The sequence below is a fragment of the Phenylobacterium sp. genome, from assembly GCF_016793285.1.
Taxonomy (GTDB): Bacteria; Pseudomonadota; Alphaproteobacteria; order Caulobacterales; family Caulobacteraceae; genus Phenylobacterium.
The window spans coordinates 21932-45300 of the sequence record NZ_JAEUMO010000128.1 but is presented as its reverse complement, the minus strand read 5'-3'; the positions used below and the strand labels follow the sequence as shown (position 1 = coordinate 45300).

The following is a 23369-nucleotide window of genomic DNA, read 5'->3' as shown; positions in this document are numbered from 1 at the left end:
GAACGGCGGGCCTCAATCGAGTTCCGTCCGCAGCACCACCGCCGACTGCACCGAGGCCACGCCGGCCACGGCGCTCAGCCGGTCCACCAGGGCCGACAGGGCGTGGGCGTCGCCGACCCGGACGATCAGCACCGCGTCGTTCGGCCCGGTGACAGAGAAATATTCCCGGATCTCCGGCCAGTGGCGGAACGTGCGAACGACCGGAAGGCACGGCCGCCGGCTGAACGTCAGCGTCAGCACGGCCTGCAGCGTCTCCTCGTCGCGCTCCGCGACCACAGCGCGGTAGCCGAGGATCACCCTGTCCCGCTCCAGCCGGGCCATCCGGGCCTGGACGGCTGTACGGGAGAGCGCGAGCGCCCGGGCCAGCGCGGTCAGCGTCATGCGCGCGTCGGCGCTCAGGAGCGCGACGAGCTTCTCGTCGATCGCGTCGCGCACACCGCCGGTTTGCCTATGCTCGGACGGATTTTCAGTCATTCCGCCATGCTCCGCCGCCGTCTTGCTCATGGCGACGCACGCCGCTGGCCCGCAGAATTGACCCCGGGCGGACGCTGTCAAGGAGGCCCATCGTGGCCGGGCCGCGCCGGAGATCAGGCTTTCAGGACTTCCGAGGGCGTGACGCCCAGGAGGCGGCGCATCCAGCGGGCGAGGTGGCTCTGGTGCGCGAAGCCGGTCTCCAGCGCCACCGCCGAGATGCTCGCCTTGCGTTCCAGCAGCAGCGCCCGGGCGCGCTCGACGCGGCGCTCCATCACGTAGGCGTGGACCGACTGGCCCATGGTGCGGCGGAACAGGGTGGTCAGATGCGGCACGCTCATGCCGGCCACGTCGGCGAGCGGCTCCAGGCCGAGGTCGCCGTCGAGGTTGGCTTCGACGAACTCCACCAGTCGACGCAGTTGCGGCTTGGACAGGGTCTGGCAGCCCGCGGCGCCCACCGGCGCGAAGCTCTGCAGCAGCCGCGTGGTCAGGGCGGTCGCCAGGCTGTCGGCGTAGATGCGCCCGGCGGGCGCGGGCGCGCGCAACTCGGCCAGCAGCGCGTGGACCACATGCTCGACCAGCGGGTCGCGGGCGCCGATCTTGGGGACGAGGTTGGCCCGGTCGGCGGGGAGGCCCAGCGCGTCGGCGGTCGAGGCGATCAGCGACGGCGCGAGGCGGACCGAGACCATGTCGCAGGCGATGTGGTCCTCCCAGAACCCGTCCGCGCCGCCGGGCACGAGGTCGAAGTCGCTGGGCTGGCCGATGCGCCAGTGGCCGACGCCTTCGCACACGCAGTCGGTGGGCACCGATGGCGTCAGGTAAAAGACCACCCGGTGGTCCGTCATCACCGTGCCGGGATAGCGGCCCGGCGTCGCGTGGATCTCCCGCGCCGCCAGCGGCCCCCATTCGCGGCCTCTCCCGAGGGTCAGCGTCGGCTCGCCGGCGTGGGTGAACTTGAACGGATAGGTCATCGGTACGCTCTGGGGCGCCAAACGAGCGCCAGAACCGCGGGCATGTCAAAGCGCAACCGGGGGCTGTCGCCACGTCATCATCCGAACGTGCTTTGCGCCCTCCGAACGTGCGCGACGGCGGCAGGGCCTCCGTCGCACCGTCCAGTCGTCACCCGAGGATCGCCAGCATGACCATCGCCGCCGCCTCTCCCGGCCTTCCCGTCCCGGCCCGAGACCGTCTGGCGCGCGTGCTCGTCGCCGGCCTCGCGGGCGGCGCGGTCGACTTCGTCTATCCGATCGTCATGGCGCTCTCGAAGGGGCGGGCGTGGGACATGCCGTGGCGCTCGGTGGCGTCGGGCTGGATCGGCAAGGCCGCGCGCGACGCGGCCTGGGCGCCGGCGCTGGGCATCCTCACCCATTTCTGCATCGCCACAGCGATGGCGGCGACCTACGCGCTGGCGGCGCGACGCTTCCCGGTCCTCTACCGGCTCTGGTGGGCCGCCGCGCCGGTCTACGGCCTGATCCTCTACGGGATCATGTACCGCGTGGTCCTGCCGCTCCGGTGGGCGGGCGCGGGCGCCTGGGACGGCATGCCGTCCGTGCTGGATGTCGGGGCACATGTCGGCGTGGCCTACGCCATCGCCTTCGTGCTCAGCCGTAGCGCCCCGATCGGCGCCCCCGTCGGCGCAGGGGCGGCCCGATGAGGCGCGAGGCGACAGCGGCGCAGGACATCGCGGCCCTGCGCTCGGCGCTCATGGTGCGCGAGCATCTGGGCTTCCGGCGCGCGTCGGAGGTGCTGGGCGTCAACCCGTCGGTGCTGTCGCGCCGGGTGCTGGCGCTCGAGGACGCGCTGGGCGTCTCGCTCTTCCAGCGTTCGCCGGGCGGGGCGCGGCCCACCGGCGCCGGCGAGCGGTTCCTCAGCGAGGTCGAACGCGCCCTCGAGCTGCTGGCCAGGGCCGCCGTCCGCGCCGGGGCGGCCGGCCGCGGAGAGGTGGGCCGCCTGCGCCTGGGCCATGTCTGGCCGGTGACGGCCGGCCCCGCCGAGACGCTGCTGCGCGCCTATCGCCGTTCGGCCGAGAGCGTGGAGCTCGAACTCCGCGCGGGCTCAGCCGCAGAACTCGTGGCCGCGCTGCTGGATCGCGAGCTCGACGCCGTGCTGATCGACGCCGACGATGCGCCGCCTGGCCTCGACCGCCTCACGCTCTGGGCCGAGCCGTGGCTCGTGGCGCGGCCGCTGGAGAGTCCCGAGGACGCCCTGGGCGCCGCGCCGGTCCTCTGCGCCGCCGGCGACGACTGGGGCCGCATCCGGCGGCTGGTCACCGAGCGCGGCGGCGCGCGCGCGGGCGTGCGTGTGCAGATGACCTCCCACGACGGCGTGCTGAGCCTCGTGGCCGCCGGCGCCGGGCATGCGGTCGTGCCGCAGAGCGTGGCGCAGTCGACCCGCGCCGCCGTGGCCTTTTCGCCGCTGCCGGGACCGGCCGCGTCGCTGCGCTTGACCGCAGCCTGGCTGGGCGACCACGACAACCCGGCGCTCCGCCGCTTCGTCAGCCTGCTGCGGGCCAGCCCGCCGGTGGCCAACCCGCTGGGGGGCGGCGCGACCGTGCAGCCGCTGCGCGCGGCGGGGGCGTCACGATGACCGACGCCGCCATCGGCCCGGCGCTCGACGCCCTGGGCGACCCCACCCGCCGCGACCTCTACGAGCGCATCCTGGCGCGGCCCTCGCGGATCAACGCCCTGGCCGCCGCCGTCGCGGTGACGCGCCCCGCGGTCAGCCACCATGTGCGGGTGCTGAAGGACGCCGGCCTGGTGCGCGAGGAGGAGGGCCTCCTCGTGGCCGCCCTCGATCCGCTGCCGCACCTGCGCACCTACTTCGACCGGCTGTGGTTCGAGGCGTCGGTCGGCGAAGGCTGGCTGCGCGAGCGCTTCGCCGTCTCGCGCCGCCTCCAGGCCCTGGGGGCCGAACCCGCCGCGCCGCGCGCGCGGAGCGCCTGAATCCAGGAGGCCCCGATGGAGGACCCGCCCTGGCTCAGCCGGGCGACGGAGGCCCCCGCCGCGATGTTCCGCGCGCTGGCGGACCCGACGCGTCGGCGGATCCTGGAGATGCTGGTCGCGGCGCCCGCATCGGCCGGCGACCTGGCGCGCCGCCTGGGCCTGCCGCGCGTGAACGTGAGCCACCACCTGTCGGTGCTGGCCGCGGCGGGACTGATCGACCGGCGCCAGCGCCAGGCGGCGGTGCGACCGCAGTCGCTGACGATCCTGCGCCGCTACTTCGACGTAGCGCTGACGACAGTGGCGATCACGCTGCTTCCTCAAGCGTGATCTGTGTTTTCCGCACCACACGGATAGAAAAAATCCGGATCCGAATCATCGAAAATTTCTGTGGAATCCGCGATTTCATGCCATCGTCCGAGGTGTTGCTTTCCCGGCATCGACCGTTGCTTGAGCGTCGATTGACCCCCTTTGTGACGCGAACGTAACTGCCTGTCACCGGGTCCTGTCACGCAGGGCCGAAACCTTCAGTGGGGATGCGGACCCGCCGCCTGCGGGAGCCGCCGAGGGGATTTTGACCGTGAGAAAGCAAACCGTACGCGCGCGCCTCCTGGCGTCTTCGATGATCTGTGGGGTCGCGCTGACCGTCACGCCCGCGCTGGCCCAGACCACGGCCGGCGACGACGAGGTGTCCGAGGTGGTCGTCACCGGCACCCGCATCCCGTCGCCCAACCTGGAGAGCGTGTCGCCGGTCACCGCCGTGACCGCCGCCGAGATCAAGGCGCAGGGCGTCACCCGGGTCGAGGACATGATCAACAGCCTGCCGCAGGCCTTCGCGGCGCAGGGCTCGTCGATCTCCAACGGCGCCACCGGCACCGCGACGCTGAACCTGCGCGGCCTGGGCGTCTCGCGCACCCTCGTGCTGATCGACGGCCGCCGCCTGATGCCGGGCGACCCGGCCTCGACGCCGGCGGGGCTGGGCGCCGACGTGAACTTCATCCCCTCGGCCCTGGTGGAGCGCGTCGACGTGCTGACCGGCGGCGCGTCGGCGGTGTACGGCGCCGACGCCGTGGGCGGCGTCGTCAACTTCATCATGACCAAGAACTTCGAGGGCGTGCGCGTCGACGCGCAGTACTCGATCTATCAGCACGACAACGGCAACGCCGTCGCCGACGTGGTCCGCGCCAAGGCGGCGACCTCGCCGACGCCCGAGCTGTTCGCCCTGCCGAGGAAGAACGTCCGCGACGGCGAGGGCGCCCAGGTCACCCTGGTGCTCGGCACGAACAGTCCCGACGACAAGGGCAACATCACCGCCTACGCCTTCTACCGGCAGAACAACGCCGTCCTGCAGGGCGACCGCGACTATTCGGCCTGCACGCTGAACTCGGGGGCCACCTTCGCGGCCGCCGGCTGCGGCGGCTCCGGCACGGCCTTCCCGGCGCGCTTCGGCAACTTCGTGGTCGACGTCACCTCGCCGACCCAGCAGTTCCGGCCCCGCGTCGCCGCCCGCGACGTCTACAACTTCGGCCCGACCAACTTCTACATGCGTCCGGACGAGCGCTACGGCATGGGCGCCTTCGCCCGCTACGAGGTCGCGCCGTGGGCCGAGGCCTATGCCGACCTGATGTTCATGGACGACGTGTCGACGGCCCAGATCGCGCCGGGCGGCATCTTCGCCGGCACGTTCTCGATCAACTGCAACAACGCGCTGGCGTCGGCCCAGCAGCTCAACCTGCTCTGCGGCGCCGACGCGGGCACGCCGGCCATCCGTTCGATGACCATCGCGCGCCGCAACGTCGAAGGCGGCGGCCGGACCACCACCTTCACCCATACCGACTACCGCTTCGTGGTCGGCCTCCGCGGCCAGCTCAACGAGGCCTGGAGCTACGACGCCTATCTGCAATACGGAAAGGTCGGCTTCAGCGGCGAGACGGGCGGCTTCTTCCAGACTGCGCGGATCCAGAACTCGCTGTTCGTCGTGCGCAACGCCGCCGGCCAGCCGGTCTGTCAGTCGGTCGTCACCGGCTCGGACGCGGCCTGCGTGCCCTACAACATCTGGGCCAACGGGGGCGTGACCCGCGCCGCGCTGGACTACCTGGAGACCCCCAGCTTCACCAAGGGCAACACCGTCGAGCGCGTGGCCAACGTCTCCATCGCCGGCGACCTCACCGACTACGGGATCAAGTCCCCGTGGTCCGAGGACGGCGTGGGCGTGGCGATCGGCGGCGAGTACCGCCGCGAGAACCTGGACTTCACGTCCGACTTCGTCTCGCGCGCCGGCCTCCTGAACGGCGCGGGCGGCGCCGCGCCGCCGGTCAACGGCGCCTTCGACGTCTATGAGCTGTTCGCCGAGGCCCGCGTGCCGCTGGTCACCGACCGGCCGTTCGCCAAGCGGCTCTCGCTGGAGCTCGGCTTCCGCTACTCGGACTACACCTCGATCGGCACGACCGAGACCTACAAGCTGGCGGCCGACTGGGAGATCGTGGACGGTGTGCGCCTGCGCGGGGGCTACAACCGCGCGGTACGGGCCCCGAACGTGCTGGAGCTGTTCAGCCCGCAGAACGTGGTGCTCGACGGCACGCAGGACCCCTGCGCGGGTCTTGCGGCCAGCAATCCTCTCGTTGCGAGGTGCGCCCAGGCGTTCGGCCTGACCACGGCCCAGGTGCTGGCCATCGAGGCCAACCCGGCCAACCAGTACAACGGCCAGGTCGGCGGCAACCCGAACCTCGATCCCGAGACGTCCGACACCTACACCCTGGGCGCGGTCTTCACGCCCACCTTCCTGCCCGGGTTCAACTTCACGGTCGACTACTTCAACATCAAGGTGAAGGACTACATCTCGGGCATCGGCGCGGACGTCATCATCAACCGCTGCGTCCAGACACTCGACCCGTTCTTCTGCAACCTGGTCAACCGCGACGCGGCCGGCTCGATCTGGCTGTCCAGCAACGGCTTCGTCACCGACACCACGCTGAACACCGGCGGCCTGCGCACCAAGGGTTTCGACTTCAACGCCAACTACCGCACCGACCTCGACGCGATCGGGCTCTCGAACATGGGCGCGGTGACCATCAACTTCGTCGGCACCCTCCTCGACGACCTGTCGGTCCAGTCGCTGCCGGGCGACGCCTTCTTCAACTGCGCCGGCAAGTACGGGACGATCTGTTCGGTCTCGGGCGGCCTGTCGTCGCCGAACCCCAAATGGCGCCACAAGTTCCGCGTCGCCTGGAAGACGCCGCTGGAGTACGGGGAGTGGATGAAGGACGTCTCGGTGGCCCTGCAATGGCGCCACTTCGACAAGGTGAAGCTCGACGCCTACGACTCGGATCCGCAGCTCAACAATACCGGCCTGCAGTACGAGACCGACCGCGTCCTGCGCGCCCGCGACTACTTCGACCTGACCGCCGGCTGGACCATGCGCGACAACATCGCCGTCCGCGTCGGCGTGAACAACCTCTTCGACAAGGACCCGCCGCTCAACGGGTCGTCGAACTGCCCGACCGGCCCCTGCAACGGCAACACCTGGCCGCAGGTCTACGACGCGCTGGGCCGGTTCATCTTCGTCGGCGCCACGGTCGACTTCTAGGCCAGGTCGCCCCGCGGGCGGCTTCCGCGGCGCGGACGTGAAGGGGGCTTCCGCAAGGTTCGCGGAGGCCCCTCCGGCGCGCTGCGCCATCTCCCCGACGGGCCGGAACTCGGGAAACATTGACACGCCAGGGCTTGGCGTCGAAAACGCCAGGCCTTCCGGTCCCCGCTGCGCACCGCTGCGGGGACGTTCCATTTCAGGAGGGCACTGCCCGTGGCCCAGACGTCCGCCACCGCTCCCGTTCCCAGCGATCACATCATGGGCGTCTACGCGCGCGCCCCGCTGGCGTTCGAGCGAGGCGAGGGCGTGCGACTGTTCACGGCGGAGGGCGAGGAATACCTCGACTGCATGGCCGGCATCGCGGTGACGGCCCTGGGCCATGGCCATCCGAAGCTGGTGGCGGCGGTGAAGGACCAGGCCGAGAAGCTCTGGCACACCTCCAACATCTTCCGCATCCCGCAGCAGGAAGAGCTGGCCAAGCTGCTGACCGACAACACCTTCGCCGACGTCTGCTTCTTCACCAACTCGGGCGCCGAGGCGATCGAGTGCGCCATCAAGACGGCGCGCAAGTACCACTGGTCGAAGGGCAACGCCGAGCGGATCGACATCATCGGCTTCGACGGCTCGTTCCACGGCCGCACGATCGCGGCGATCTTCGCGGCCAACAACCCGAGCTACGTGGAAGGCTTCGGCCCGCCGCCGCCCGGGTTCGTCGGCGCGAAGTTCGGCGACATCGAGGGGCTGAAGACGCTCGTTGGCCCGACCACGGCGGCGATCCTGCTGGAGCCCGTGCAGGGCGAGGGTGGCGCGCGCTCGTGGACCGAGCAGCAGCTCAGGGAGATCCGCCAACTCTGCGACGAGACCGGCACGCTGCTCATCTACGACGAGATCCAGTGCGGCCTGGGCCGGACCGGCAGGCTCTTCGCCTACGAGTGGGCCGATGCGCCGCCGGACATCATGGCGGTCGCCAAGGCGCTGGGCGGCGGCTTCCCGGTCGGCGCGTGCCTGGCCACGGCCGAGGCCGCCAGCGGCATGACGCCCGGAAGCCACGGCTCGACCTACGGCGGCAACCCGCTGGCCATGGCCGTGGGCGTCGCGTCGGTCGAGGAACTGGTGAAGCCCGAACTGCTTGCCCACGTCCGCGAAGTGGCCGGCTACCTGAACCAGCAGCTCACGGGGCTGAAGGAGCGTTTCCCCGACGTCGTCGAAGACATCCGCGGCAAGGGCCTGCTGATCGGCGTGAAGCTGAAGACGCCGAACCGCGAGTTCATGCAGCATGCCCGCGACCAGCACCTGCTGATCGCCGGCGGCGGCGACAACTGCGTGCGCCTGCTGCCGCCGCTCGTCCTGACGCAGGAAGAGGCGCGCGAAGCCATCGAGAAGCTCGAGCGCGCCTGCGAGGTCGCCCAGTCCAGAGCGGCGGTCCCGGCATGAGCGCCGGGGCTCCGCGGCACTTCCTCGACATCTGGAAGCTCGAAGGCCACGAACTTCGCGCCATCCTGGAAGATGCCAAGGCCCGCAAGGCCGCCCGCCAGGGCTGGCCTCAGGGCCGGCCGGACGCCGACCGCCCCGCAGCGGATCGTGTGCTGGCGATGATCTTCGAGAAGAACTCCACCCGGACGCGCTTCTCGTTCGACGCGGCCATGCGCCAGCTCGGCGGCGACGTGATCATCTCCAACGCGGTCGACATGCAGATCGGCCGCGGCGAGCCGATCGAGGACACCGCCCGCGTGCTCTCGCGGATGGTCGACGCCATCATGATCCGCTCCAACGTCCACGAGGACGTGGAGCGCCTGGCCATGTGGTCGACGATCCCGGTGATCAACGGCCTCTCCGACAGGAGCCATCCCTGCCAGATCCTGGCCGACCTGATGACCTTCGAGGAGCATCGCGGCCCGGTGACGGGCAAGACGTTCGCGTGGGTGGGCGACGGCAACAACGTCTGCTCCAGCTTCATCCACGCCGCGCCGAAGCTGGGTTTCAGGCTGAACATCGCGACGCCCGCGATCTTCCATCCCGACATGATGGACCTGGCGCGCGCGGCCGAGCAGCAGGGCCAGGTGATGACCACGCACGACCCGCGCGAAGCCGTCCGCGGCGCCGACTGCGTGATCACCGACACCTGGGTCTCGATGGGCGACACCGACCACGACGAGCGCCTCGACGCGCTCGAGCCCTACCAGGTGGACGGCAAGCTGATGGGCGAGGCGGCGGGCGACGCGGTCTTCCTCCACTGCCTGCCGGCGCACCGCGGCGAAGAGGTCACCGACGAGGTCATGGACGGCCCGCAGAGCCTGATCTGGGACGAAGCCGAAAACCGCATCCACGCCCAGAAGTCGATCCTGGCCTGGTGCTTCGGGAAGATCTGAGGGGGCGCAGCGCGATCCATGTGAACCACCAAGCCCACCAAGTTCGCCAAAGGCGATGCAGCCTCGGACCATCTTGGTGTGCCTGGTGTTCTTGGTGGTGAAAGCTACCGCGCTCCACCCACGTAATGCGCCTCAGGTCGCGTCGAAGTAGCGAGCGATGATGCGGCCGTAGACGGCCTGCAGCCGGCGGATCTCGTCGACCGGCGCGCGCTCGTCGACCTGGTGCATGGTCTTGCCGACCAGGCCCACCTCGATGACCGGGCAGAGCGCGCGGATGAAGCGGGCGTCGGAGGTGCCGCCGCTGGTGGCGAGCTCGGGCGGCTGGCCGGTCACGTCGGCGACCGCGGCGGCCACCAGGTCGGTGAAGGCGCCGCGCTCGGTCAGGAAGGCCTCGCCGCTGATCGACGACCTGACGGTGATCTTGCCGCCGAAGTCGACCGAGGCGCGCCAGGCCTCCAGGTCGAACCAGTCGGCCAGTTGCTGGCCGGTGTGGTTCGGGTTGAAGCGGATGTTGAGCCGCGCCCGCGCCATGCCCGGGATCACGTTCGTCGCCGCGTTCGGCATCTCGATCATCGTGACTTCGAGGTTCGACGGCTGGAACTCGGGATAGCCCTCGTCCAGCACGCGCGTCTGCAACGCCGTCAGCATCCGGATCAGCGGCGCCGCGGGGTTGGCCGCGCGGTGCGGATAGGCCACGTGACCCTGGATGCCCTCGACCACGATCTCGGCGTTGATCGAACCTCTACGGCCCACCTTGACCATGTCGCCGAACGTCTCGGCCGACGTGGGCTCGCCCACCACGCAGTGGTCGATGACCTCGCCCTCGGCCCTCAGCGCGTCGACCACCTTGGTCGTGCCATCGGTCGCCACGCCCTCCTCGTCGCCGGTGATGAGAAACGAGATCGAGCCGGGCACCTTCCTGGCGGCGATGGCCTCCGCGGTGGCGGCGGCGAAGGCGGCGATGGCGCTCTTCATGTCCACCGAGCCGCGGCCGATCAGGACGCCGTCCACCACCTCGGCGGCGAAGGCGTCCTTCGACCAGGCGCCGGCGTCGCCCACCGGCACCACGTCGGTGTGGCCGGCGAAGCAGAGGTTGGGGGAGGCGGTCCCGTACCGGGCGTAGAGGTTCTCGATCTCGCCGAACTTCATGCGCCGGCAGGCGAAGCCGAGCGCCGTGAGCGTTTCCTGCACCACGTCCATGGCCCCGGCGTCTGCGGGCGTCACCGAGGGGCGGCGGATCAGGTCGCGGGTCAGTTCGACGGCGTCGAGGGCGGCGAGGGTCCGGACAGGCATTCCGTCGCCATACCTAGCAATCGCCGCAGAGGCGAGAGCGCACATGCCGAAGATGGCTGTCGTGGCGCGACGTCCGCCCGGCGGCGGCGGCGCCTCGCGTGCGGGGCGAGCGGCGTTGCGCGCCGCGATGGCGGGGCGTTGAGTGGCGGCCTCGACCGCAGAAGGCGGACTGCGATGGCTGTGAGACCGATCCTGCTGGCCCTGGGCGGCGCGCTCGCGCTCAGCGGTTGCGCCTCGTCGCAATACGGCTACGCCTACTGCTACGACCCCTACGGCGGCCCGGTCGGCTACTACACAGGCCCCTTCGAGCCGAAGCCGGCCTGCGCGCGAACGCAGGGCGCCTTCGTGGCGCAGGAGGGCGAAGGCCGGCGCGGGGTGTACTTCAGCGGGCCCTATCCGGGGCCGGTGACGGGCGTGCCTGTCGACGCGGTCAGTCGCGAAGCAGCTCGTTGATGGAGGTCTTGGAGCGCGTGCGCTCGTCCACGGTCTTCATGATCACCGCGCAGTAGGTGGACGGCAGCGACGGGTCGACCGGGTTCGGCCGGTTCCCCGACACCACGACCGAGTAGGGCGGCACCTCGCCGGTGGTGGTGACGCCGGTCTTGCGGTCGATGATCGGCGTCGTGGCGGTGATGAAGGTGCCCATCGAGAGCACCGAGCCCTCGCGCACGATCACGCCCTCGGCCACCTCGGCGCGCGCGCCGATGAAGCAGTTGTCCTCGATGATGGTCGGGTTCGCCTGCAGCGGCTCCAGCACGCCGCCGATGCCGGCGCCGCCCGAAATGTGGCAGTTCTTACCGATCTGGGCGCACGAGCCGACCGTGGCCCAGGTGTCGACCATCGTACCCTCGTCGACGTAGGCGCCGACGTTCACGAACGACGGCATCAGCACCACGTTCCTGGCGATGAAGGCGCTGCGGCGCACGACGCAACCGGGGACGGCGCGGAAGCCAGCGGCCTCGAACTGGGCGGCCGTCCAGCCGTCGAACTTCAAAGGGACCTTGTCCCAGAAGGGACCCGGCTCCATCACCACGGACGGGTTCAGGCGGAAGGAGAGCAGGATCGCCTCCTTGGCCCACTGGTTGACGCTCCACGCCCCGTCGGCGCCGCGCTCGGCCACCCGCAGCTTGCCGGCGTCGAGCAGCGCCAGCGTCTCGTTCACGGCGTCGCGCACCTGACCCCTGGTGGCGGTGTTGATCCCGTCGCGCTCGGCCCAGGCGGCCTGGATCACGGACTTCAGCTCGGCGCTCATCAGGCGGCTTCCTTGAGTTGGGCGTCGCGCAGGAACGGCGCGAGATGGCGGGTGCGGTACTGCACGAAGGGGGCGGTGGACTGCTCGGCGTAGGGGCCGACCAGCACGGTGGTCATGCCCAGCCCGGCCGCGGGCTCGAGGTTGCGCGCGGAGTCCTCGAAGAAGGCGGTGCTCGCCGGGGCGATGTCATGGGCCGCGCCGATGGCGGAGAAGGCCGCGGCGCTCGGCTTGGGTTCGTATCCCGTCGAGGCGATGTGGAAGACGTCGTCGAACAGGTGGCCCAGGCCCAGCCGCTCAAGCACGCGCGCGGCGTGGCGGTCGTCGGCGTTGGTGAAGATCAGCCGGCGGCCCGGAAGGCGTCCGAGCTGCGCGAGCAGGTCCGGATCGTGCGCCAGCGCCTCCAGCGACAGGTCGTGGAAGATGGCGTGGAAGTCGTCGGGGTCGACGTCGTGGTGCAGCATCAGGCCCTTCAGCGTCAGCCCGTGCTCGGCCAGGTAGGCCTTCTGCACCTTCAGCGCCTCGTCGCGCGGCAGGCCGGTGACCTTCTCCACGAAGTCGGTCATGCGGTCGACCACGGCGTCGAGGAAGCCGGACTCGGCCGGATAGAGCGTGCCGTCCAGGTCGAACAGCCAGGTGTCGATATGCCGGAGGTCTGCCCTGTGGGTGTCTGGCCTCACGGCTTCACCATCGTCCCCGACCCGTGCTCGGTGAAGAGCTCGACCAGCATGGCGTGCGGGCGGCGGCCGTCCAGGATGACGACGGCCTCGACGCCGCTCTCGACGGCTGCGATGGCGGTCTCCAGCTTCGGGATCATGCCGCCGGTCGCGACCCGCTCCGCGATCGCCTTGCGCGCCTCGGCGATCGTCATCTGGGCGATGCGGTCCTTGTTCGCGTCGAGCACGCCCGAGACGTCGGTGAGGAGCAGCATCCGTTTGGCGCCCAGGGCGCCGGCGAGCGCGCCGGCCACCGTGTCGGCGTTGATGTTGTAGGTCTGGCCGTTGTCGTCCACCCCGATAGGCGCGATCACCGGGATGTAGTCGTGATCGGCCTTGATCAGCGCTTCGATCAGGGTGGTGTCGATGATCTTCGGCTCACCCACGAAGCCCAGATCGACGATCTTCTCCTCGACGCTGTCGGTCGCGCGGGTGGTGCGCGTCACCTTCTCGACGGTGATCAGCTTGGCGTCCTTGCCCGACAGGCCTACGCCACGCACGTCGGCCTCGGCGCCCGCCTGGGTGATCCAGCTCGCGATCTCCTTGTTGATGGCGCCCGAGAGCACCATCTCGGCCACTTCCATGGTCGCCTGGTCGGTGACGCGCAGGCCGTCGATGAAGGTCGACTTCACGCCGGCCTTCTCCAGCCACGCCGAAATCTGCGGCCCGCCGCCATGCACCACGACCGGGTGTACGCCCAGCATCTTCAGCAGCACCACGTCGGCGGCGAACAGCTTGGCGACGCTCTCCTCGCCCATGGCGTGGCCGCCGTATTTGATGACCACGGTCTCGCGGTCGTAGACCTGGATGTAGGGCAGGGACTCCGCCAGCGTCTTCGCCGTCGCCCAGCCTTGCTCTTCCGTCTCGCCGCTCAATTCACCGTCCTCACACGCCGCGGCGTCCCGATAGCGGACAGGGGCGCCCCTGTCACCCGCCCGCGGCCGTGCTAAGCCCACCGTCACGGGTTGGGAGGCATCGGGCATGCGTTGGGTCCTGAGTGCGGCGCTGGCCGCAGCACTGGTCGCGGGCGCTGCGCAGGCGAAGACGGTGGCGGTCACCGCCGACCGCCTGCTGGACGTGAAGACCGGCAAGTACGCCGAAAAGCCGCTGGTGATCGTCGAGGACGGGCGCGTCGCCTCCGTCGGCAGGCAGGGCGACCGTGTGCCTGCCGGCGCCGTGCGCGTGGACCTGCCGGGCGTGACGCTGCTGCCGGGCCTGATCGACATGCACGTCCACCTGACCAGCGCCGGCAAGTACGGCGGCTACCGCCCCTATGAGTTCACCGACACCTTCTGGACCGCGGTCGGCGTGGCCAACGCCAGGACCACGCTGGAGTCCGGCTTCACCACGGTGCGCAACGTCGGCACGGCCTTCTACGCCGACGTGGGGATCCGCGAGGCGATCGACGAGGGCTGGATCCCGGGGCCGCGCATCATGGCGTCCGGCTATGCGCTGGGCGCCACCGGCGGCCACTGCGACGAGACCTTCTTCCCGCCGTCGATGGAGGAGAAGAGCCCGGCCCTGGTCGACAGCCCCGACGAGGGCCGCAAGCAGGTGCGCACCCAGCGCAAGTACGGCGCGCGCTCGATCAAGATCTGCGCGACCGGCGGCGTCTTCTCCCGCGGCGACGAGCCGGGCGCGCAGCAGATGACCCTCGACGAGATCAAGGCGATCACCGACGAGGCGCACATGGCCGGCATGAAGGTGGCCGCCCACGCCCACGGCGCGCCCGGCATCAAGGCCGCCATCCTGGGCGGCGTCGACACCATCGAGCACGTCAGCCTGATCGACGACGAGGGGATCGGGCTGGCGATCCAGAAGGGGACCTGGCTCGGCTTCGACATCTACAACACCGACTACACCCAGGCCGAAGGCGCGAAGAACGGCGAGCTCGCCGACAACCTGCGCAAGGACCGCGAGATCGGCGAGGTCCAGCGGGAGAACTTCCGCAAGGCCATCAAGGCCGGCGCGAAGATGATCTTCTCCACCGATGCCGGGGTCTATCCGCACGGCCTGAACGCCAGGCAGTTCGCGGTGATGGTGCGCTACGGCGCGACGCCGCTTCAGGCGATCCAGTCGGCCACGCTGAACGCCGGCGAGGCGCTGGGCTGGGAGAAGGACGTGGGCCAGGTCGCCAAGGGCTTCTGGGGCGATCTCGTCGGCGTGAAGGGAGATCCCCTCACCGACGTCACCGTGCTGGAACGGCCGGTCTTCGTTATGAAGGGCGGCGAGGTGGCGAAGAAGTAGGCCTTAGATCTACCGCTCGTCCCGGCATTTGTCGTGCATTTGCCCGGATGAGCGGACCCTCTAGACGTCCACTTCCGGCAGCAGCTTGGCGAAGTGGTCCTCGACGGCGCGGTAGCATTCGCAGGCCGCGCGTTCGAGGCCGGCGCGGTCGATCACCTCGACGCCGCCGCGGAAGTTGCGGATCAGGCCGCGGGTCTGGAGCGCGGACGTGACCGCCGTCACCGTCGTCCGCTGCAGCCCCAGCATCTCGGCCAGCGATTCCTGGGTGAGGTGGATGATCTTGTCGCCCGCGCGGTCGTGGGTCGCGAGCAGCCAGCGGCACGCCCGTTCCTCGGCGCGATGGAGCGCGTTGCAGGCGACCGACTGCATCATCTGGGCGAGCAGGGCGTCGGCATAGCGGGAGAAGAGGTCGCCGAAGCGGGGCGAGCCGGTCTTGGCCGCCTCCAGGTGGCTGGTGGGGATGGCCAGCGCCTCGCCGCCGATCCGCACGACCGCGCGGCCGAACGCCGGCTTGTGGCCCTCCGAGACGATGCCGCCCACCGCGCCCTCGCGGCCGATCGTGGCGGCCTCCACCTCGCGCCCGTCGCGGGTGGCGACCAGCAGCGAGACCATGGTGCGGAAGCACGGGAAGTAGGTGGTCGTGACGTCGTCGCCCGGCTCGAACAGGACGTGACCGCGCGGCAGGTCGACTCGTTCGAGGTGGGGCGCCAGCACCTCGAAGTCCCGCGCCGAGAGCGCGCCCAGCAGGCGGTTGGCTCGCCGCGGGACCGTCCGGCCCGATCCGTCGTCGGGCTGCGCGAAGAGAGACGTGTTCATCCGTAGGATCCCCGTGCCTGGATCCCTTCCGGAACGCGCTAAGGCGATGCTTGTTGCGTCAGGTTCCGCGCACCGCCGGTCAAATCGTCCGCGCGACGACCTCCTTCATGATCTCGCTGGTGCCGCCATAGATCCGCTGCACGCGGGCGTCGCGCCACAGCCGCGCGATCGGATACTCGTTCATGTAGCCGGCCCCGCCGTGCAGTTGCAGGGCCGCGTCGACGACCTCCCACTGCAGCTCGGTGTGGAAGAGCTTGGCGGCCGAGGCCTCCGCCGCCGTCAGCTTGCCCTCCAGGTGCCGCGCGATGGCCCAGTCCAGGTGCGCCCAGCCCGCCTGCATCCTGGCCTTGAGGCCCGCCAGCGTGAACCGGGTGTTCTGGAAGTCGAAGACGGTCTGGCCGAACGCCTTCCTGTCCTTGGTGAACTTCACGCCCTCGTCGAACGCGCGCTGGGCGGCGGCCTGCGCCTGGAGCGCGATGCCCAGCCGCTCCTGTGGCAACTGGTTCATGAGCTGGGCGAAGCCCCGGCCTTCCTCGCCGAGGCAGTTGGTCACCGGCACGCGCACATCCTCGAAGAACAGCTCCGAGGTGTCGGCCGAGTGCTGGCCGATCTTGTCCAGGTTGCGGCCGCGCTTGAAGCCCTCGCGGTCGGCCTCGACCAGGATGAGCGAGATGCCCTTGCCGCCCTGGGTGGGATCGGTCTTGGCCACCACGATCACCAGGTCCGCGTTCTGGCCGTTGGTGATGTAGATCTTCGAGCCGTTCACGACGTAGTGGTTGCCGGCGCGGATCGCGGTCGTGCGCACCGCCTGCAGGTCCGAGCCCGTGCCGGGCTCGGTCATGGCGATGGCGGTGATGGCCTCCCCCGACACCATCTTCGGCAGCCACTGCCGCTTCTGCTCCTCGGAGCCGTAGTTGACGATGTAGTCCGCGACGATGTCGCTCTGCAGCGTGATGCCGGCCGAGCTGCCCGCATAGAACAGTTCCTCGCTGATCACGGCGTTGTAGCGGAAGTCGAGCCCCAGGCCGCCGTACTCGGCCGGCACGCCGGGGCAGAGGATCCCCGCCTCGCCGCACGCCAGCCAGAAGTCGCGCCCGATGATGCCTTCCTGCTCCCAGCGGTCGAGGTTGGGCGTCAGCGCCTTGTCGTAGAACTTCCGCACCTGGTCGCGGAACAGGTTCAGCTCCTCGTCGAAGACGGGGCGGGCGGCGGTGTCGATCATGGCGGGTCCCTATGTTGTCCGGGACTTAGCGCGATGACGTCGCGGAGCGAAAGTCCGCAGTTCATCCCCGGCTGAGGAGGTGGCGGCAAGGGTCGGAGGGGGTGCGCTCAGGCCGCGAGTGACCCCGGTTGGCATTCGCCGACAGCTCCCCCGATGGGCGCACTGAAGGGTCACACCGCGCAGGCGGCCAGGATCTCGGCGCGCAGTTCGGGGATGCCGGCGCCCTTCTCGGCGCTGGTGGCGAGCACCCGGGGGAAGGCGGCGGGGCGCCTGGCGATCTTGCGGACGGTTTCGGCGACCACCTGCTCGACGTCGCGCTGGCTTCGCAGCTTGTCGATCTTGGTCAGCACGATCTGGTAGCTGACGGCCGAGATGTCGAACGCGTCCATCGCCTCCTTGTCGACCTCCTTGAGGCCGTGGCGGCTGTCGATCAGCAGGTAGGCGCGCTTCAGGTTCGGCCGGCCGCGCAGATAGCTGCGGCCCAGGTTCTGGAACTTGTTCTTCTCGCCGCGGCCGACCTTGGCGAAGCCGTAGCCCGGCAGGTCGACCAGCCGCAGCTTTTCGTCGGCGACGAAGAAGTTGATCTCGCGCGTGCGTCCCGGCGCGGTCGACGCCCGGGCCAGGTGCGTGCGGCCCGTGACCGCGTTGATCAGCGAGCTCTTGCCCACGTTCGAGCGGCCGGCGAAGGCCACCTCGGGCAGGTCGGCCGGCGGCAGCCCCGGTATCGAGACCGCACCCATCAGGAAGGTCACCGGATGGGCGAAGAAGACCCGCGCCGCCTCCAGCGACCCCGCGTCGAAGGGACCGTCGTCGCCTGCCGCTTCGGCCCCGCTCACCCGACCGCCTTGCCCTGGCCGGTCAGCCTGGCGATGAGCTGGTCGATCGGGTTGTCCACCTTGAAGCGCCGCATGATCACGTACTGCTGGATCGCGGTCAGGATGTTCGACCAAGTGTAGTAGAGCAGCAGGCCGATCGGGAACTGCGCCATGATGAAGGTGAACAGGATCGGCATCAGTTGGAAGATCCGCTGCTGGGTCGGATCGGGCGCGGGCGGGCTCATGGCGGTCGTGAGCCAGGTGGTGGCCCCGTAGAGGATCGCCATGATGCCGATGTGCAGGAAGCCGGGCGGCGTGCCGTAGGCCAGCAGGCTGCCGATCAGCGGCGCCGTACCCGGATCCCACGGGATCAGGCCGAACAGGTTGAAGATGGTCGTCGGGTCGGGCGCCGACAGGTCCTTGATGAAGCCGTAGAAGGGCGCGTGCCGCATCTCGATGGAGATCTGCAGCACCTTGAACAGCGCGAAGAAGACCGGGATCGTCAGGAACAGCGGCAGGCAGCCCGCCAGCGGGTTCACCTTCTCGCGCTGGTAGAGCGCCAGGAGTTCCTGCTGCTGCTTCTGCGGGTCGTCCTTGAACTTCTTGCGCAGTTCCTCCATCGCCGGCTGCACCTTCTTCATCTTGGTCATCGACTCGTACTGCTTGTTCGCAAGCGGGAAGAGGACGAGCCGCACGACGACGGTGAGGACGAGGATGGCGACGCCGAAGTTGCCGACGTGCTGGAAGATGAAGCTGAGGAACTGGTAGACCGGCCGGGTCAGGAACCACAGCATGCCCCAGTCGACGGCCTCGTCGAGGTTCTGCACGCCCAGGCTGGCCTGATAGTCCTTCAGCACCTGCACCTGCTTGGCGCCGGCGAAGACGTGGACGGTGTTCGACACCTGCGCGCCGGCCGCGATGGTCCGCGCCGGGCCGACATAGTTGGCGTCGAGGATGTTGAGGCCCGGCGCCCGGGTCAGGCGGTACTGGCCGCGGATCTGCTCGTTCTGGGCGGGGATCAGCGCCGCCAGCCAGTAGTGGTCGGTGATGCCGATCCAGCCGCCATGCGAGTCGTAGGCGGGCCCCCCGCCGTCCTTCTGCCACTTGGCGTACTTGATCGGGCGGCGCTTGCCGTCCAGCCAGCCCATGCCGCCCTCGAGGACCACCGAGTTGCGGCCCAGGCCCTCGGGCACGCCGCGGCGCTGGATCGAGCCGAAGGGCGCCAGCGTCACCGGCGCGCCGCCGGTGTTGGCCACCGTGTCGGTGACGGTGAACATGTACTTGTCGTCCACCGTGATCAGCCGCGTGAAGGTCAGCCCCTGGCCGTTGGCGTAGGTCAGCGTGACGGGCTTGCCGGGCGCCAGCACGGAGCCCGAGGCCAGCGTCCAGACGGTCTGGTCGCCGGGCAGGCCCGGGATGTTCGCGCCGGCCCACCCGGTGCTGGCGAACCAGGCGTACTGCGTGCCCTCGGGCCGCAGCAGTTCGACCGGCGGCGAGGTCTTGGGCAGCTTCTCGCGGTACTGCACCAGGTAGATGTCGTCGATGCGCGCGCCCTGCAGCGAGAGCGAGCCCTTGAGGGCCGGCGTCGCGATCGGCACCCGCGGCGCGGCGGCCACGGCCTGGTCGCGCGTCACGACCTGCGGCCCCAGCGGGACGGCGGGCCTGCTGGCCGGAGCGGTCTGGGCGACCGCCGCCTTCGCCTTGGCCTCGGCGGCCTTCTTCTGGTTCGCCGGTTCGATGACCAGGAACTGGTAGGCCATCAGGATCAGGAACGCGCACACGACGAAGATGATCGTGTTGCGGTTGTTCTCGTCTTGCATTGGGGAGACGCGGGTCCGTCGAGGGATGGGGCGGGCCCGTCAGATGTGGGGCGCCGGCCGGTCGGCGGCGAGCCTTACCAGCGCGCTTTTCACATCGTCAAGCAAACGGGCCCAGGGGCGGGTGGTCACACCGCCGCGGGCGATGATCACATAGTCGACGCCGGGCGTGGCGTGGCCGGGCAGGACGGCGCGGGCGGCCTCGCGCATGCGCCGCTTGGCGCGGTTGCGCTGGACGGCGCCGCCGATGCGCCTGGTGGCGGTGAAGCCGACGCGCACGGTCGGGTCTTCGTCGCCGCGCGGGCGGGCCTGAACGACGACGGCCCCCTTCGCGCACGAGGGAGCCTGGGCGCAGGCGAGGAACTCGCTGCGTTTCGTCAGTCGCTGGATCGAGGGGGCGGCGTCCGACACCCGGACACCTTAGCCGAAGCCGGCCCTAGGCGCTCAGGCGCTTGCGGCCCTTGGCGCGACGACGGGCCAGGATCTTCTGGCCGTTCTTCGTCGACATGCGCAGACGGAAGCCGTGACGGCGCGCACGCACCAGGCGAGAGGGTTGGAAAGTGCGCTTCACGAGGAAAGCTCCGGTCGAAATCGAGCCGCGGTGGATAGTGGAAGGGGCTGGAGCTGTCAACCACCGCCCGCCGCCGTGGCGCCTGGCTGTCGAAACCATGAAGGTTGTTCGCCTGGGATGAGGCGCCCGCGGCTCCAGCTCGGTCAGTTCGACGCGACGCGCGCGGTCTCGGCCCCCGGCAGCGCCCGCGCGCCGTCGCCGACGATGAGGAAGGCAGCCCAGTAGTAGGGGTGGGAGTAGTCGTCGTCGCGGGCGATGAAGCTGCGCATGGCGGCGGCCAGCGCCTCGCCCTGGGTGGCGGCCTTGGCGTTGAAGAGGGCCGACATCAGGGTCTCGGTGGCGGCGGAGTCCACCTCCCAGTTCGAGACCAGCAGGTTGCGCGCCCCGGCGTAGGTGAAGGTCGAGACGAGGCCGCCCAGGGCCGCGCCGCCGCCGCCGTCCTCCAGGCCCGCGCCGGTGTCGCAGGCCGACAGCACCACCAGGTCGGCGTCGAGCTGGAGTTGCGGGATCTCGCTGGTGTCGAGGAGCGAGTCGCTGCCGGTCCCGCCCTGCGAGGTGACCAGCGCCGGCTGGAGGCAGCCGTTGGCCTGGGGCAGCAGGCCGTGGGTGGCGAAGTAGAGCACGCGGTACTGGTCGAGCGCGCCCTCGAAGCCGCCGCCGTTCTTGACCCGCTCGTCGGTGAAATCGGCGCCCACGATCACGCTGTCGGGCGCGCCGACGGCCTTGGCCACGAAGCGGACCTCGGTGGCGGCTTCGGGCAGTTGCGGCATCTCCATGAGCTGTTTGCGGAAGCTGGCGCAGAAGTCCGCGCCGCCGGCCAGCGCGATCGACCAGTCGGGCGCCATCACGCTGCGGAACGCCGCGTCGTCCTTGGCGATGATCGGGTCGGCGAACCCGAGGAACGGCTTCGGCGCGCGGCTCGGGCGGCTGCGGCGGGTGTTGTAGAAGGCCGCGGTCGAGACGGAGACGGAGGTCTCCAGGCGCGCGGCGACCCAGCTTACGCCCCGGTACGACACCTCCTTCTTCGCCTGACGCGCGCGTTCGATGTTCTTCGCCATCACCTGCTCGCTGGCGTCGTCGGTGACGAGGGCGCCGATTGGCACGCCCACCATCGTCGGATCCGGCTGGTAGATCAGCTTGGCGATGGTCCTGAGCTGCGGCTCGATGGGGCCGAGCAGCGCGCTGTAGAGCCGGTGCGCGACGGCCACGTCCCACTCGCCCAGGAAGCCGGAGCCCACCTCGGCGATCGGCTCGCGCAGCTTGGCGGCGAGCTTGCGCGCCTCGGGGCGGCTGAGGTCGATGGCGTAGGGCCGCACCGCGTCGCGCGTGATCAGCAGGCCATAGCCCCGGTTCGAGAGCAGCATCACCTTGAGGTAGGCCTCGCCGTCCTTCAACTCGGCCTGGAGGTCCTTGCTGGTGACGGTGGTCGAGAGCGCGGTGGCGTAGCGCGGGTTGGCGTCGAACAGGCGCTGTTCCAGTTCGTTGGCCTGCTTGCGCAGGCCGTCGAGCTCGGCGTCGGCCTTGGCGCGCGCCTCGCCGGCGTAGGCGCCGGCGCGCTGGAGCTGGCGGATCTCCTGGTCCTTCTGGGCGACGAGGCGCAGCGTGGCGTCGCGGGCCCGCGAGATGCCGGCGCTGGCCGAGCCTTCCGAACTCAGGCGCTCGGCGAACTGGAGCGAAGCGGCGGCGGTGGATTCACCCACCAGCGCCTCGGAGCTGGCGAAGAACCGCTGGGCGTCGGCGGCCTTGGCGACGGGATCGTTCCCCACGCGCTTGAGGAGGATGTCGAAGTAGTCGGCGGCGGCGTCGGCCGAGGCGCCGAGCGCGCCGCGCTTGAGCTGGAAGATGCCGAAGGCGCGCTCGAAGTCGCCCAGGGCGTCGTCCTCCATGCCGGCGCCGGCCTTGGCGCGCGCCAGCTCCAGCAGGAAGCGGCCCAGCGGCAGCGAGCCCGCATCCTGCATCTCGTAGGTGGCGAGCGCGGCTTCCAGCCGGCGCACGGCGAGCTGCGGCTGGCCGTCCGCGCGTTCCAGGGTGGCGAGGTCGACCTGCAGGCGCACCACCAGCCAGGGCGCGGCCGAGCCCAGCACGTCGGCGCCGCGTGGCCGGTTCAGGATGTCGATGGCGCTCTGCAGGCTGGCGCGGGCCGCGGCGCGCTGCTTCAGCGCCTCCTGGCTGGTGCCGATGATCTGCCAGGCCTGGGCGTCGCGCACCGCCTCGCGCTCGTCGGCCGAGAGTTGCAGGCTGGGCATCTTGCCCTGGGCGTTGAGGGCCAGCGCCGCGGCGTGGCCCAGGCGGACGTCGGGGCCGACGCTGGTGACCAGGCCCGAGGCGGCGACCTCGGCCATGCTGGCGCGCTGGGCGATGGCCTGCCTGGCCAGCGCGATGGCGTCTTCGAAGCGGCGCTGGTTGCGGGCGTGAGCGGCCTGCATGTTGAGCGAGAGCGCCCGCAGAGGCGCGCTGTTGGCCTCGGCGACCAGGGGCGCGGCAGCCTTGAAGTAGGCCTCGGCCTCGGAGGTGCGGCCGGCGTTGGAGGCGTTCAGCGCCACGTTCAGGTAGGCCTCGGCGCGGTCGGCCACGCCGAGCCGCTCCAGCGACGCGCCGGCCAACTGGCTGAAACGCGACTCCGCGTCGCCGAACTGCCAGAGCTGGGCCTCGCGGTAGGCCGCCTCCTTCTGCTTGGCGGGCGAGGCGGCGCTGGCCTCGGCGACGGCGTTCAGGTTCTCGATCTGGCCGCCCAGCACCGTGCCGAGGTTGGCGGTCTGCTGGCTGGTGGCGGCCGGCGGCCTCTGGCGGCCCAGCGCCACCTTGACGCCCGTGCCCAGCACGTCGGCGATGGCGGCGTAGCCCTCCGCCACGATCACATCCTTGCCGTCGCGCGCCTCGTAGACGACGTAGCTCGCGCCCAGCGGCCGGGTCTTGCAGGCCGCGAGCGTGGTCCGGCTCAGCCCCGGATCGGGCGCGTCCATGGCCGGTTCGCAGGCCGCGCGATCGGCCAGCGACCTGCGCCAGGTCTCGCCCGCCGCGGCGCCGTCGGTGTGGAAGGCGTAGATGCGGCCCAGCGCCTGGGTCCAGCCGCGGCACATGACCTGCCAGGCGCGCTGCCCGGCCCGCTGGGCGACGGGATCGTCCCAGTCGCGAACGGCGGTGCAGACCGCGCCGCTGCGCGCGCTCTGGCCCAGCACGAAGTCCTCGCGCGGCGCGGCCTGGGCGCCCGCGCCCCACGCGGCCAAGGCAAGCGCCGCAAGCGCGCCGGGCCACGCC

General features: G+C 70.5%; 22 protein-coding genes. 9 read left to right on the top strand and 13 right to left on the bottom strand.

Annotation, left to right across the window (positions count from 1 at the left end; all coding sequences use genetic code 11):
• Positions 1-12: 12 nt before the first annotated feature.
• Entirely contained in the window at positions 13-504 is a 492-nt protein-coding gene (locus JNL41_RS12660) for an Lrp/AsnC family transcriptional regulator (RefSeq protein WP_293475440.1), read from the bottom strand.
• 83 nt (positions 505-587) lie between these two features.
• Entirely contained in the window at positions 588-1442 is an 855-nt protein-coding gene (locus JNL41_RS12655; RefSeq protein WP_293475439.1) for an AraC family transcriptional regulator, read from the bottom strand.
• 167 nt (positions 1443-1609) lie between these two features.
• Here JNL41_RS12655 and JNL41_RS12650 point away from each other — a divergent pair, with 167 nt between their 5' ends.
• The 7 genes from JNL41_RS12650 (at position 1610) to argF (ending at position 9365) form a co-directional block, all read left to right on the top strand.
• Positions 1610-2125: a hypothetical protein gene (locus JNL41_RS12650; RefSeq protein WP_293475437.1), complete on the top strand. Its 516-nt coding sequence runs from the start codon at positions 1610-1612 to the stop codon at positions 2123-2125.
• On the top strand, positions 2122-3057 hold the full coding sequence (locus JNL41_RS12645; RefSeq protein WP_293475435.1) for a LysR family transcriptional regulator: 936 nt from the start codon (positions 2122-2124) through the stop codon (positions 3055-3057). The genes JNL41_RS12650 and JNL41_RS12645 overlap by 4 nt, the downstream gene beginning before the upstream one ends.
• Positions 3054-3413 carry a helix-turn-helix domain-containing protein gene (locus JNL41_RS12640; protein WP_293475434.1) on the top strand — a complete coding sequence of 120 codons (360 nt, stop codon included), beginning with the start codon at positions 3054-3056 and terminating at the stop codon, positions 3411-3413. The genes JNL41_RS12645 and JNL41_RS12640 overlap by 4 nt, the downstream gene beginning before the upstream one ends.
• Before the next feature lie 15 nt (positions 3414-3428).
• The gene (locus JNL41_RS12635; protein ID WP_293475432.1) at positions 3429-3740 is read left to right on the top strand and encodes a metalloregulator ArsR/SmtB family transcription factor; all 312 of its coding nucleotides are present in this window, start codon (positions 3429-3431) and stop codon (positions 3738-3740) included.
• 292 nt (positions 3741-4032) lie between these two features.
• Entirely contained in the window at positions 4033-6996 is a 2964-nt protein-coding gene (locus JNL41_RS12630; protein ID WP_293475430.1) for a TonB-dependent receptor, read from the top strand.
• A 258-nt stretch (positions 6997-7254) separates the two neighbouring features.
• Complete coding sequence (locus JNL41_RS12625) at positions 7255-8430, top strand: aspartate aminotransferase family protein (protein ID WP_293475484.1); 1176 nt, start codon at positions 7255-7257, stop codon at positions 8428-8430.
• Positions 8427-9365, top strand: coding sequence for an ornithine carbamoyltransferase (gene argF / locus JNL41_RS12620; protein WP_293475429.1), 939 nt, complete (start codon positions 8427-8429; stop codon positions 9363-9365). Before JNL41_RS12625 ends, argF begins: the two co-directional genes overlap by 4 nt.
• 132 nt (positions 9366-9497) lie before the next feature.
• Here the strand turns inward: argF and dapE are convergent, their stop codons facing one another.
• Positions 9498-10658 carry a succinyl-diaminopimelate desuccinylase gene (gene dapE / locus JNL41_RS12615; protein WP_293475427.1) on the bottom strand — a complete coding sequence of 387 codons (1161 nt, stop codon included), beginning with the start codon at positions 10656-10658 and terminating at the stop codon, positions 9498-9500.
• Between the two features lie 174 nt (positions 10659-10832).
• Between dapE and JNL41_RS12610 the strand changes: the two genes are divergently transcribed.
• Positions 10833-11111, top strand: coding sequence for a hypothetical protein (locus JNL41_RS12610; RefSeq protein WP_293475425.1), 279 nt, complete (start codon positions 10833-10835; stop codon positions 11109-11111).
• On the opposite strand, the gene dapD is transcribed toward JNL41_RS12610, so the two are convergent.
• Genes dapD through argB form a run of 3 tightly spaced genes read right to left on the bottom strand, consistent with a single transcriptional unit; the run spans position 11089 to position 13498 of the window.
• Positions 11089-11910, bottom strand: a complete 822-nt coding sequence (gene dapD / locus JNL41_RS12605; protein WP_293475423.1) for a 2,3,4,5-tetrahydropyridine-2,6-dicarboxylate N-succinyltransferase — start codon at positions 11908-11910, stop codon at positions 11089-11091. The genes JNL41_RS12610 and dapD overlap by 23 nt on opposite strands.
• Positions 11910-12587 (bottom strand): pyrimidine 5'-nucleotidase, encoded by a 678-nt coding sequence (locus JNL41_RS12600; protein ID WP_293475421.1) that lies wholly within the window; start codon positions 12585-12587, stop codon positions 11910-11912. Before JNL41_RS12600 ends, dapD begins: the two co-directional genes overlap by 1 nt.
• Positions 12584-13498 carry an acetylglutamate kinase gene (gene argB / locus JNL41_RS12595; RefSeq protein WP_293475419.1) on the bottom strand — a complete coding sequence of 305 codons (915 nt, stop codon included), beginning with the start codon at positions 13496-13498 and terminating at the stop codon, positions 12584-12586. The genes JNL41_RS12600 and argB overlap by 4 nt, the downstream gene beginning before the upstream one ends.
• Before the next feature lie 106 nt (positions 13499-13604).
• Here argB and JNL41_RS12590 point away from each other — a divergent pair, with 106 nt between their 5' ends.
• A complete protein-coding gene (locus JNL41_RS12590) occupies positions 13605-14870 on the top strand; it encodes an amidohydrolase family protein (RefSeq protein ID WP_293475417.1) in 1266 nt (421 codons plus the stop codon).
• Positions 14871-14930: 60 nt separating this feature from the next.
• Here the strand turns inward: JNL41_RS12590 and JNL41_RS12585 are convergent, their stop codons facing one another.
• From JNL41_RS12585 to JNL41_RS12555, 7 genes are all read right to left on the bottom strand, one after another.
• Positions 14931-15686 carry a Crp/Fnr family transcriptional regulator gene (locus JNL41_RS12585; RefSeq protein ID WP_293475415.1) on the bottom strand — a complete coding sequence of 252 codons (756 nt, stop codon included), beginning with the start codon at positions 15684-15686 and terminating at the stop codon, positions 14931-14933.
• A 79-nt stretch (positions 15687-15765) separates the two neighbouring features.
• On the bottom strand, positions 15766-16908 hold the full coding sequence (locus tag JNL41_RS12580) for an acyl-CoA dehydrogenase family protein (protein ID WP_293475413.1): 1143 nt from the start codon (positions 16906-16908) through the stop codon (positions 15766-15768).
• A gap of 170 nt (positions 16909-17078) precedes the next feature.
• Positions 17079-17648: a ribosome biogenesis GTP-binding protein YihA/YsxC gene (gene yihA / locus JNL41_RS12575; RefSeq protein ID WP_293475482.1), complete on the bottom strand. Its 570-nt coding sequence runs from the start codon at positions 17646-17648 to the stop codon at positions 17079-17081.
• 92 nt (positions 17649-17740) lie between these two features.
• The gene (yidC, locus tag JNL41_RS12570; protein ID WP_293475411.1) at positions 17741-19543 is read right to left on the bottom strand and encodes a membrane protein insertase YidC; all 1803 of its coding nucleotides are present in this window, start codon (positions 19541-19543) and stop codon (positions 17741-17743) included.
• Between the two features lie 39 nt (positions 19544-19582).
• Entirely contained in the window at positions 19583-19951 is a 369-nt protein-coding gene (rnpA, locus tag JNL41_RS12565; RefSeq protein ID WP_293475409.1) for a ribonuclease P protein component, read from the bottom strand.
• Positions 19952-19976: 25 nt separating this feature from the next.
• Positions 19977-20111, bottom strand: a complete 135-nt coding sequence (gene rpmH / locus JNL41_RS12560; RefSeq protein ID WP_068877158.1) for a 50S ribosomal protein L34 — start codon at positions 20109-20111, stop codon at positions 19977-19979.
• 143 nt (positions 20112-20254) lie between these two features.
• Entirely contained in the window at positions 20255-23338 is a 3084-nt protein-coding gene (locus JNL41_RS12555; protein ID WP_293475407.1) for a CHAT domain-containing protein, read from the bottom strand.
• Between the last annotated feature and the right edge of the window lie 31 nt (positions 23339-23369).

Coding starts and splice junctions, on each gene's coding strand:
- JNL41_RS12660 (WP_293475440.1), bottom strand. CDS start 504: ATGAGCAAGACGGCGGCGGAGCATGGCGGAATGACTGAAAATCCGTCC.
- JNL41_RS12655 (WP_293475439.1), bottom strand. CDS start 1,442: ATGACCTATCCGTTCAAGTTCACCCACGCCGGCGAGCCGACGCTGACC.
- JNL41_RS12650 (WP_293475437.1), top strand. CDS start 1,610: ATGACCATCGCCGCCGCCTCTCCCGGCCTTCCCGTCCCGGCCCGAGAC.
- JNL41_RS12645 (WP_293475435.1), top strand. CDS start 2,122: ATGAGGCGCGAGGCGACAGCGGCGCAGGACATCGCGGCCCTGCGCTCG.
- JNL41_RS12640 (WP_293475434.1), top strand. CDS start 3,054: ATGACCGACGCCGCCATCGGCCCGGCGCTCGACGCCCTGGGCGACCCC.
- JNL41_RS12635 (WP_293475432.1), top strand. CDS start 3,429: ATGGAGGACCCGCCCTGGCTCAGCCGGGCGACGGAGGCCCCCGCCGCG.
- JNL41_RS12630 (WP_293475430.1), top strand. CDS start 4,033: ATGATCTGTGGGGTCGCGCTGACCGTCACGCCCGCGCTGGCCCAGACC.
- JNL41_RS12625 (WP_293475484.1), top strand. CDS start 7,255: ATGGGCGTCTACGCGCGCGCCCCGCTGGCGTTCGAGCGAGGCGAGGGC.
- argF (WP_293475429.1), top strand. CDS start 8,427: ATGAGCGCCGGGGCTCCGCGGCACTTCCTCGACATCTGGAAGCTCGAA.
- dapE (WP_293475427.1), bottom strand. CDS start 10,658: ATGCCTGTCCGGACCCTCGCCGCCCTCGACGCCGTCGAACTGACCCGC.
- JNL41_RS12610 (WP_293475425.1), top strand. CDS start 10,833: ATGGCTGTGAGACCGATCCTGCTGGCCCTGGGCGGCGCGCTCGCGCTC.
- dapD (WP_293475423.1), bottom strand. CDS start 11,910: ATGAGCGCCGAGCTGAAGTCCGTGATCCAGGCCGCCTGGGCCGAGCGC.
- JNL41_RS12590 (WP_293475417.1), top strand. CDS start 13,605: ATGCGTTGGGTCCTGAGTGCGGCGCTGGCCGCAGCACTGGTCGCGGGC.
- JNL41_RS12585 (WP_293475415.1), bottom strand. CDS start 15,686: ATGAACACGTCTCTCTTCGCGCAGCCCGACGACGGATCGGGCCGGACG.
- JNL41_RS12580 (WP_293475413.1), bottom strand. CDS start 16,908: ATGATCGACACCGCCGCCCGCCCCGTCTTCGACGAGGAGCTGAACCTG.
- yihA (WP_293475482.1), bottom strand. CDS start 17,648: ATGGGTGCGGTCTCGATACCGGGGCTGCCGCCGGCCGACCTGCCCGAG.
- yidC (WP_293475411.1), bottom strand. CDS start 19,543: ATGCAAGACGAGAACAACCGCAACACGATCATCTTCGTCGTGTGCGCG.